This window comes from Bradyrhizobium sp. 147, from assembly GCF_023073935.1.
In the GTDB taxonomy this organism is placed as follows: Bacteria; Pseudomonadota; Alphaproteobacteria; order Rhizobiales; family Xanthobacteraceae; genus Bradyrhizobium.
On record NZ_JADPKL010000078.1, the window covers coordinates 135,172 to 145,525 of the forward strand.

At 63.4% G+C, this 10,354-nt stretch carries 9 protein-coding genes; 4 read left to right on the plus strand and 5 right to left on the minus strand.

Annotation, left to right across the window (positions count from 1 at the left end; all coding sequences use genetic code 11):
- Positions 1-102 precede the first annotated feature (102 nt).
- Positions 103-1,068 (minus strand): sensor histidine kinase, encoded by a 966-nt coding sequence (locus IVA87_RS19030; RefSeq protein ID WP_247303727.1) that lies wholly within the window; start codon positions 1,066-1,068, stop codon positions 103-105.
- Positions 1,069-1,248: 180 nt separating this feature from the next.
- Here IVA87_RS19030 and IVA87_RS19035 point away from each other — a divergent pair, with 180 nt between their 5' ends.
- Complete coding sequence (locus IVA87_RS19035) at positions 1,249-2,088, plus strand: glucose 1-dehydrogenase (protein ID WP_247303725.1); 840 nt, start codon at positions 1,249-1,251, stop codon at positions 2,086-2,088.
- 82 nt (positions 2,089-2,170) lie between these two features.
- Here the strand turns inward: IVA87_RS19035 and IVA87_RS19040 are convergent, their stop codons facing one another.
- Positions 2,171-3,547, minus strand: a complete 1,377-nt coding sequence (locus tag IVA87_RS19040; RefSeq protein WP_247334568.1) for a cytochrome P450 — start codon at positions 3,545-3,547, stop codon at positions 2,171-2,173.
- Positions 3,548-3,877: 330 nt separating this feature from the next.
- A complete protein-coding gene (locus IVA87_RS19045; RefSeq protein ID WP_247303724.1) occupies positions 3,878-5,113 on the minus strand; it encodes an LLM class flavin-dependent oxidoreductase in 1,236 nt (411 codons plus the stop codon).
- A 605-nt stretch (positions 5,114-5,718) separates the two neighbouring features.
- On the opposite strand from IVA87_RS19045, the gene IVA87_RS19050 reads away from it, so the two are divergent.
- Positions 5,719-6,885, plus strand: a complete 1,167-nt coding sequence (locus IVA87_RS19050; protein ID WP_247303723.1) for a PHB depolymerase family esterase — start codon at positions 5,719-5,721, stop codon at positions 6,883-6,885.
- Positions 6,886-6,911: 26 nt separating this feature from the next.
- Here the strand turns inward: IVA87_RS19050 and IVA87_RS19055 are convergent, their stop codons facing one another.
- Complete coding sequence (locus IVA87_RS19055; protein WP_247303722.1) at positions 6,912-7,214, minus strand: hypothetical protein; 303 nt, start codon at positions 7,212-7,214, stop codon at positions 6,912-6,914.
- A 138-nt stretch (positions 7,215-7,352) separates the two neighbouring features.
- Between IVA87_RS19055 and IVA87_RS19060 the strand changes: the two genes are divergently transcribed.
- Positions 7,353-7,739, plus strand: coding sequence for a helix-turn-helix domain-containing protein (locus tag IVA87_RS19060; RefSeq protein WP_247303721.1), 387 nt, complete (start codon positions 7,353-7,355; stop codon positions 7,737-7,739).
- 4 nt (positions 7,740-7,743) lie between these two features.
- Here the strand turns inward: IVA87_RS19060 and IVA87_RS19065 are convergent, their stop codons facing one another.
- Entirely contained in the window at positions 7,744-8,412 is a 669-nt protein-coding gene (locus IVA87_RS19065) for an MBL fold metallo-hydrolase (RefSeq protein ID WP_247303720.1), read from the minus strand.
- Between the two features lie 174 nt (positions 8,413-8,586).
- Here IVA87_RS19065 and IVA87_RS19070 point away from each other — a divergent pair, with 174 nt between their 5' ends.
- Positions 8,587-10,188 carry an alpha-amylase family glycosyl hydrolase gene (locus tag IVA87_RS19070; RefSeq protein WP_247334569.1) on the plus strand — a complete coding sequence of 534 codons (1,602 nt, stop codon included), beginning with the start codon at positions 8,587-8,589 and terminating at the stop codon, positions 10,186-10,188.
- Positions 10,189-10,354 lie beyond the last annotated feature (166 nt).

Below are 10,354 nucleotides of genomic sequence, written 5' to 3' on the forward strand. Positions count from 1 at the left end.
TAAGCTCTCACTGAACGCTGCGGCCCCTCATCGGGATTGCTGCGCAATCCGACGTGTCCCCGCCGGGGAGAGGTGGCCCGATCGACCGAGCTTTGTTGTCTGTCAGCCGCTCTTGGGGATACGGCATTGCATGATGCAATGAAGGCCGGTCTTCAAGAATGAGAGCTCGGTCTTGCCGTCGAAGGCGGTAAGCGCCGACTTCAGCAATTTGGTGCCGAAGCCCGGTGCCGACACCTCGCCGATGCTCGGCCCCTCGGTCTCATCCCAGGTGATGGTCAGGCGATCGCCGGTGACCGTCCAGGACACCTGCAACAATCCGCGCGGCGCAGAGAACGCGCCATATTTGCCTGCATTGGTGGCGAGCTCGTGAAACATCAGTGACAGCGTGACCGCGAGCTTCGGCGGCAGGAACAGCCGGTCGCCGTTGAGGGTGAAGCGCACATGGCCGTAAGGCCCGAGCTCCGCGATCAGGAGGTCGCGGATATCGCAGCCCGCCTTGTCGATCCGTGAGATCAAATCGTCGGTGCTGGCCAGCGACCGCAGCCTCGGATCGATCCGGGCCCAGACCTGCGGCTGGTCGTGCAGCACCTGATGCAGCACGGCGTGCACCGTCGACAGCTTGTTCTTGAGTCGGTGCTGGAGCTCATCGACCAGCAGCTTGCGATAGTCTTCTTCCTCGATCAGGCGTTTGGAAATCCGGCGCTGCTCGATCAGCAGGGTGCGATAGTGCTCGACACCCCAGATGGTGAGCGCACAGACCACCCAATAGAGCGTCAGCAGCGCAAACCGGGCGCGGTCGGCAGAGGCATCGCCGAAATTGACGATCACGCCGAGCACGCCGCCGAAAAGTGCCGTCACGATGCCGATCCGGAAGCCGCCGAACGCGGCGGCGAAGAACACGGCTGGGAAATACGGGGTGAAGTAGACGTCTGGCCGGATATGGGCGAGAGCCCAGCGCGACAGCGTCGCGAGCAGCAGGCAGGCGACCGCGAAGGCGATGCTCAGACCGAGCGATGGCGGTGCCACGCCCTGCCAACCCTTGCGGAACTCGTCGATCAGCTTCCCCATGCCCAGCCCGGTCGCGATGCCCGTCCGAAAGTCGAGCCATGGGTGCGAATGTTACGCATGTCGGACACGCAAGCAAAGCTTGCCTTGCCGCGGGCCGGCGGGAATAGTGACCGTCGCGGCGCCGTCATCTGTCAGTGTCCGCCATCTGAAAATCAAATCATTCGAAAACGGGAACATTCCATGGGCAGGTTGGACGGCAAGGTTGCGATCATCACCGGCGCGACGAGCGGGATCGGATTGCGTACCGCGGAAGTCTTCGTTGCCGAAGGTGCCAAAATTGTGATCGCCGGCCGGCGCGTCGCCGAAGGCGAGGCGCTGGCGAAGCAGCTCGGGCCGACGTGCGTCTTCCGCCAGACGGACGTGACGGTCGAAGCGCAGATGCAGGCGCTGATCGCGCTCGCGGTGGACACATTCGGCAACATCGATTGCCTCTTCAACAATGCCGGCGGTCCGGCGCAGACCGGCGGCATCGAAGGCCTCGAGGTCGAGCGGTTCGACGCGGCGATGGCGACGCTGGTGCGCAGCGTCATGCTCGGCATGAAGCACGCGGCGCCCCACATGAAGAAGCAGGGTTTTGGCAGCATCATCAACAATGGCAGCATCGCCGGCCGTCTCGCCGGGTTCTCGTCCTCGATGGTCTATAGCGCGGCCAAGGCGGCGGTGATCCATCTCACCAAATGCGTGGCGATGGAGCTCGGCGAGTCAAACGTGCGCGTCAACTCGATCTCGCCCGGCGCGATCGCAACCGGCATCTTCGGCAAGGCACTGGGGCTGTCGACCGACGCCGCCGAGAAGACGCCGGCGGTGATGCGCGAGGTCTACAAGACCGCGCAGCCGATCCCGCGCGCCGGTCTCCCTGATGACATCGCTCAGGCCGCGGTGTTCCTGGCGAGCGACGAGTCCAGCTTCATCAACGGCCATGACCTCGTCGTTGACGGTGCAATGACCGGCGGCCGCAACTGGAGCCAGCAGCAACAGGGTTACGTGGCCTTGCGCAAGGCGTTCGATCAGGGGGCGTAGCGGCGAGCGGGCGGCGAAGCATCCAGCCTGTTTCCGCGGAGATAGTCTGGATTGCTTCGCTTCGCTCAATGACGGTGTGGCGCTAAATCGCCTTCACCCGCACCTGCAAGCCGTCCCGCGGCTTCGGGATCGGCCACATCTGCCAGTCCGGTTTGTAGCCCGGCTCCAGCGACACCTCGATGTTCTGCAAAAAATGCCGCGCGAAGCATTTCGCCTGCATATAGGCGAAGTGCAGGCCGAGGCACATATGCGCGCCGCCGCCGAACGGCACAAAGGCGAAGCGGTGGCGATTGCGCTGGGCTTCCTCGGTGAAGCGCAGAGGATCGAAACGGTCCGGCTCCGGCCAGATGTCCTTCATGTGATGTGTGTAGAGCGGATTGACGCCGACAGCGGTGCCGGCCGGGATCGTAAAGCCCTTGAAAGTGAAATCGCGCATCGCGCGGCGCGGCATCGATGGTACCGGCGGCTTGATCCGTAGCGCCTCCTTAAACGCCATCTCCGACAGCGACATCTTTTCGAGATCGTCGAAGCTGCTCGGCGCATTCGGAGCGAGCCCCAGCGCGAGGATCTCCTCCCGCAGCCTGTTCTGCCAGCCCGGATTTGCCGCGAGCTCGCCGATGAAGGAGGTCAGCGACGAGGTCAGCGTGTCGTGCGCCGCCATCATCAGGAAGCTCATATGGTCGACGATATCCTGCTCCGACAGCAGCGCGCCGTCTTCATGGGTGGCGCGGCAAAGCTGCGAGAACAGGTCGTCGCCGCCGTGATTGCCGCGTCGCAGCGGAATCTGCTCGCGGAAATAGGCGACGATGCGTTTGCGTCCCTTCACGCCTCGCGCCATCTGGGTGCCCGGCAGGGGGCGGCGGATCGGGGCGACGGCGGCCGCGACCATGTCGACGAAGGCACGGTTGATCTCGTCGACTTCCGGTCCGATGTCGGCACCGAGGAACGAGGCCGCAGCGAGATCAAGCGTGAGCTGCTTCATCGCCGGATAGAGCTGCATCTCGCCGGGCTTGGCCTTCCACTGCGCGACGCGCGCGGAAATGCCGCGATCGAGATCGCGCAGATACGACTTCATCGGACCGGACTTGAACGCGACCGATAGCGCCTTGCGATGCAGGCGGTGCTCATCGAAATCGAGCAGCATCAGCCCGCGCGGAAATAACAGACCGAGCACCCTGTTCCAGCCGTGTGTCGACGAGAACAGCTTCTGCTGGTCGAACAGCACGAGCTCGTTCGCTTCCGGACCGAGCAGCACGACATTGGTCTCGCCGAAAATGTGCGTGCGGTAGACCGGGCCGTATTTGGCGCCGTTCGCCTCGACGTGGCCCTTGGGGTCGGCGAGCACCTGAAAGGTCTTGCCGATAATCGGCCAGCCCTCGTCGCCGGGGATGTGCGTCAGCTCATTGCGCCTCGGTGGGCTGACGGCAAGCGGAGGGGCGGCCACATTCTGCATCGACATGACGATCGCTCCGGTTGGCGGACACGGTCAGCATAGCACAGCCGATTGCGGTGACGCGGCGGTCGTTTGCGCACAAAATCGTCACACGCACGTCGTTGTCGTCCCGGCGAAGCCGGGACAATCGCATTTGAGAGCGGTCCTTGCGACCGATCCTTCGAGACACCCGCCTTTGGCGGGCCCTCAGGATAAGGACTGAGCTCGCGGCAGCAGATTCGGCGGAGGCCGATGCCGCTTAGCCTGATCCCGAGGAGACCGCGCAACGGTCGTTAAGGACGAGGCGCTCGCTCAGGCGCCGCCAAGTATATGAGATAGCGCTCTGCGGGAGTGCGCCTACCGCTTCGCCGCTTCCTTCTGCAAATCCGGTGCGTTGACGGCGGGAATCGCGACGCGGCCGGGGCCGGTCACCTTCAGCGCCTCGGCGGCCTTCTCGTTCTCCATGATCTTGGCCATCACGGCCTGGCCCGCGCGCTCGAAGATCGCGCGATTCTCGATCACGAATTTTTGCGACCTGCGAAGACCGTCGATATAGCCGTTGATCTCCGGCACGACGTAGCGCGCGACCATGTCCCAGCTGCGGCGCGTATTCTCCGGATTGGCCCAGTCATGCACGAAGCCGATGATGGCGCCGACGCCGCCGGACACTTGCATCACATTCTTGATGGTTTTGACGAGATCGTCGGGCGTGCCGATGGTGGATGCCGCGCCTTCGACGAAGGCGGTCTTGTCCACGGCCTCATCAGGTGAGGAAAAAGCCGTGAGGCCCGGACGTTGCAACGTGCCGACATTATATTCGTTGTGCCAGCGCATCAGCCCTGCACCGGCCTCGCGGCGCGCCTGCTCGCGTGTCTCGGCGATATGCCAGGTCAGGAGCACGCGCCAGTCGGCGCGGCTCACATTGGTGCCGTGTTTTTTCGCCGCGTCCTCGGCGAACTGCCATTGCTGCTGCAGCGACATCAGTCCCTGCGTCGTCATCGAGCCCAGCGAGATGATGCCGATGCCGTATTTTCCGGCGAGCGTCATGCCGGAGGGAGAGATCTGCGAGGCCACTACGAACGGCATCTCCTCCTGCAAGGGCAGGATCTGGAGCGCGGCGTCGTTCATGGTGAACCAGTCGCTCTTCGCGGTGACGCGCTCGCCGTTGAAGAGGCGGCGGATCACGCCGATCGCCTCGTCCTGGCGGTCGCGCTGCGTCATCGGGTCGATGCCCAGCGTGTGCGCGTCGGACGCCAGCGCGCCCGGGCCGGAGCCGAAGATGGCGCGGCCGCCGGTCATATGGTCGAGCTGCACCATGCGCTGGGCGACGTTGAAGGGATGGTGATAGGGCAGCGACACCACGCCGGTGCCGAGCTTGATCCGCTTGGTGCGCTCGCCGGCCGCGGCCAGGAACATCTCGGGCGATGCGATCATCTCCCAGCCGGAGGAGTGATGCTCGCCGCACCAGAACTCGTCATAGCCGAGGCTATCCAGCTGCTCGACCAGGTCGAGGTCGCGCCGGAACTGGAGCATCGGATGCTCCCCGATCGGATGATGCGGGGCAAGAAAGGCTCCAAACTTCAGGCGTGCCATGGCGTTCTCTCCGGCTTTGATTTTCTGTTTGTTGAAGCGGCGAGGCTACGTGCTCGCGGAAGCGAACGCAATCGCACGATGTCCCGCATGGCGGAATGCACGCATGCGTCTGTCTTTTTCCTCTCCCATTCTTGCGTGCAGGCGCTTACGGCCGGGCTTGTCCCGGCCACACCCGCGACCTTTGTCAGGGAACGAAGAACGTAGATGCCGTGCTCTGCGCCGGAAGGCGATCGCGTTTGATCATTCACAGGAGATCGTCATTCTCCGACGGTGGCTGGCGCAGGGCGCGACCGCCGCCTTGATGGTGCGAGCAGGTGCCGGCGATGTTGCATCTGTTGGTCACCCTAATGGGGCTGCCGGGCCTTCAGCGCGCAGGATTTCTCGTCTCGCTTGGGCTGTCTGTCACATTCACATGATCTGCGCCGCATTTCTGGCGTGAATGCGCCCCGCATCGGCACGAACTCAGGGCATTGCGGTTAATGAGCGCAGATTCCACGGGAAATCCTGTCGATTCTGCAGGATTGACAGCACACGGCCTTTTTATTTCGCAACGCAGCAACTATCTGGTTTGGCTGGAGTTGAACCTCGCTCATCAGGAAGTTGCAGTGTCGTTAGCCAGAAATGTCGATCTCTTGAGACGTCTGCCAAAGCTGGATGGTCTGCGCTTTGCCGAACTCGGCCGCAGCGCAGATTCATCCAGCCCACTGCAAGAGGTCACGGGCTTCGGTGTCAATCCCGGGGCCTTGCGCATGTTCGCGTTCGTGCCGGCGCAGCTTCAGCAGCCGCGCGCGCTCGTCGTCGTGCTGCACGGCTGCGGCCAGACCGCTTGCGGCTACGATCTCGGCGCCGGCTGGTCGACGCTGGCGAAGCATTACGGCTTCGCGCTGCTGATGCCCGAGCAGCAGCGCATCAACAACGGCAACACCTGCTTCAACTGGTTCAATCCGGAAGACACCGCACGGGACAGCGGCGAGGCGTGTTCGATTCGCGAGATGATCGCGCACATGGTGGAAGCGCATCGCATCGACCCCAGGCGCATCTTCATCACCGGCCTGTCCGCCGGCGGCGGCATGACCTCGGTGATGCTCGCGACCTATCCGGAAGTCTTCGCGGCCGGCGCGATGATCGCCGGCTTGCCCTATGGCATTGCCTCGAACCTGCGCGAGGCGCTGGACGGCATGTTCCATTCCCCGGCGCGTCCGGCGCGCGAGCTCGGCGATCTCGTGCGCCGCGCCTCTGATTATCGTGGTCCCTGGCCGAAGGTGTCGGTGTGGCACGGCAGCGCCGACCGCACCGTCAACCCCGGCAATGCCAACGAGATCGTCAAGCAATGGCTCGATTTACACGATCTGCCCGAGGTGCCGATGGCGGAGACCATTGTGGACGGCTATCCGCGTCAGGCCTGGTGGAACGAGGACGGCGAGACGCTGGTCGAGTCCTACGCCATCACCGACATGGCGCACGGCACGCCGCTTGGTCTTGCCGACAACGATCAGCGCTACGGCATGGAAGGCGCATTCCTGATCGAGGCCGGCATCTCCTCGTCCTATCACATCGCAAAGTTCTTCGGTCTCACCGGCTGGATTCCGGAGGCGAAGAAGGCGCAAGCCAAGTCATCGAAGCCGGCGCTGACGCCCGCGCCGCATCTCGCCCGCTCGATCCTGACCGCTGTCGCCGAAAAGCCGGCCGAGCCGAAGCGCGAGAGAACACGCAGCTTCGATCTCGGCCAGATCATCACGCGCGCGCTGACGGCGGCGGGGTTGATGAAGTAGTTTGTCGCGCAGGCAGGTGATACTCACTACGCCGTTGCGCCAATCATCTCGATCGGCGTCACCGTGACCTCGCCGCCGGCCACCTTGCGCGTCATCTCCTGATAGGCTCGAAAGAAGTCGCGCGATTGCAGGGTTTTTTGCGCGGTATCGTCCATGACGCTGGCGAGGTGGATATAGCTGCCGTCGTCGCGGTGCTTCAGGACACGATAGCCGATCCGCCCTTTCAGCTCCGGATCGCCGTCGATCGCCTTGATGAAACGGCCGACCTCCTGGTGCCAGGCCTCCGTCGTGCCGCTCCTGAATTCATACTTGATCATGAAGTGCTTCATGTGACGCTCCCTGTTCGTCATGTGCGTCATCATCTGCGCCTTGCAAGCGATCCTGCAAGTATGGACAAAATTGATAGTATGGATTTTTTCGGCGCCGCCCCTATTCTCGTCAAGCTGGATGCGCATGGAGGAGACGACATGGCCACGGCAATGGTGAAGGCAACAGCGAACCCGGCGCGCACCTGTCCGGTCGCGGCGTTTCAGAAGATGATCAGCGGCAAGTACAAGCTGCGCATCGTCTGGGATTTGAAGGATGGTCCGCGCCGCTACGGCGAGATCAGGAGCGGTCTGCTCCGCGGTACGGAAGGCAGCGCGGAGATCACCCCGCGCGTGCTCAGCCGCGAATTGAAGGCGCTGACGGCGAGCGGCCTGATCGACCGCAAGGATTTTGGCGAGGTGCCGCCGAAGGTCGAGTATCGCCTGACCAGCAAGGGCAGGAGTTTTGTGCCGGTCGTCGCCGCGATCCGGGAATGGGGCGACCGTAACCTGAGCGAACCCGCGGCGCTGGCGGACGCCGCCGAGTAGAACCTTACATCTCGCCGGTGATGAACGGATTGGTCATCCGCTCCTGGCCGATGCTCGAGCCGGCGCCGTGTCCGCAGATGAAGCCGACGTCATCGCCGAGCGGCAAGAGCTTGGTCTTTATCGAGTTGATCAGCGTGGCGTGACTGCCGCCAGGCAGGTCGGTGCGTCCGACCGAGCCGGCGAACAGGACGTCGCCGACATGCGCAAAACGCAAGTCCTTGTTGAAGAACACCACACTGCCGGGCGAGTGGCCGGGGCAGTGCAGGATGTCGAACTGCAAGCCGCCGATCGAGACGCTGTCGCCTTCGTCGAGCCAGCGGTCCGGCGCAAAGTTGCGCACCCCCGTCATGCCGAAGCGCGCGCCGCTCTCGACCACATTGTCGAGCAGGAACTTGTCCGCTTCATGCGGGCCCTCGATCGGCACCTTCAGCGCCGCGCGCAGATCGGCCGCGCCGCCGACATGGTCGATATGGCCGTGGGTCAGCCAGATCTTCTCCACGGTGACCCCGGTCTGCTTGATCGCATCCAGAATCTTCGGCACGTCGCCGCCGGGATCGATCACCACGGCCTTTTTGGAGGGCTCGTCCCAGATGATGGTGCAGTTCTGCTCGAACAGCGTCACGGGAACGATGATCGCCCCGGCTTTGGCTTTGGTGTCATTTTGCTCGGTCATGGCCTCACAATGCCGATTTTTGCCAGGCCGCCAAGCAAAAGATTCGGGCCAAACAGCCGGAACGAGTCCGGGAACAATCGTCACACGGCGGTCCCAATTGATCTGCCAATTTGAACCGGGGCGTCGCTGTCGCGTTCTCCCGCGCGAGGGCGCAGATTTGGGTGGTCTTTCGGCATGGCTCAAGGCAATGCGAATTGGTGGCGCGACGGCATCTTCTATCAGATCTACCCGCGCTCGTTTCAGGATTCGAATGGCGACGGCGTCGGCGATCTCGCCGGCATCCTCAGGCGGCTGCCTTACGTCAAATCGCTCGGCGTCGACGCGATCTGGCTGTCGCCGATCTTTCCCTCGCCGATGGCGGATTTCGGCTACGACATTTCCGACTATACCGGCATCGAGCCGCTGTTCGGCACGATGGACGATTTCGATGCGCTGCTCGCGGCCGCCCATGACAACGGCCTGAAGCTGATCCTCGATCTCGTTCCCAACCACACCTCGGACCAGCATCCCTGGTTCATCGAGAGCCGGTCCTCACGCGACAATCGCAAGCGCGACTGGTACATCTGGCGAGATCCGGCGCCGGATGGCGGCGTGCCGAACAACTGGCTGTCCGAGTTCGGCGGCAGCGCGTGGCAATTCGACGAGACTACGGGCCAATATTACTACCATGCTTTCCTGGCCCAGCAGCCGGATCTCAACTGGCGCAATCCGAAGGTTCGCACGGCGATCTACGACGTGATGCGGTTCTGGCTGGAGAAGGGCGTCGACGGCTTTCGCGTCGACGTGATTTGGCACCTGATCAAGGACGCCGAATTCCGCGACAATCCACCGAACCCGCACTACGTCGAGGGCCGGCCGCCGAACGAGAAGATACTGACGCAATACTCGACCGATCAGCCGGAGGTGCATGACGTAATCGCGCAGATGCGGCGTGTCACCGATGCCTTTGGCGCGCGCGTCTTGATCGGCGAGATCTATCTGCCGCTGCATCGCCTGATGGCCTATTACGGCAACGATCTGACCGGCGCGCAGATGCCGTTCAACTTCGCGCTGCTCTCGACCTTCTGGAGCGCGCGCTCGATCGAGAAGATCATCGAGGATTACGAGAAGGCGCTGCCGCGCGGCGCCTGGCCGAACTGGGTGCTCGGCAATCATGACCGTCCGCGCGTTGCCAGCCGCGTCGGTCCCGAGCAGGCGCGTGTCGCCGCCATGCTGCTGCTGACGTTGCGCGGCACGCCGACGCTCTATTACGGCGACGAGATCGGCATGCATCAGCTCGCGATCGCGCCCGAGGACGTGCGCGACCCCTTCGAGAAGAACGTGCCCGGCCTCGGTGTCGGCCGCGACGGCTGCCGCACCCCGATGCAATGGGATTCCTCCAATTTCGCCGGCTTCTCGGAGGTCCGGCCGTGGCTGCCGCTGCCGGAAGATCACATCCGCGAAAACGTCGTCAGTCTCGAAGCCGATCCACGCTCGATCCTCACGCTGTACAAGCGCCTGATCGCGTTGCGGAAAGCCTCCCCGCCGCTGGTCGCGGGTGATTATCACCCGATCTCGGCGCAAGGCGATCTCCTGATCTATTGCCGCGAGGCCGGCGGCAAGGCGGTGATCGTGGCGCTCAATCTCGGCGCCGATCCGATCGCTGTCACCACCAGCGCCATCCGCTTCGGCAGCGAGATCCTGCTGTCGACGTTTCTCGATCGCGAGGGCGAGCAAATCGAAGGCGTGCTGAATCTGCGTGCCAATGAGGGCGTGGTGGTGGCGCCGTCTTCGTAGCCCTTGCCTTCGGCAGAAGAACGGTGGAGGAGATGACCACCGCTATCTCCTCGTCATTGCGAGCGCAGCGAAGATTCCATGGGGGTGGATAGCGACCAAGTCTGAGGCCAGACTGAGGTTGCATCCATTCAACCTGGAGACGACGATGTTGCTCGATCATCCTATC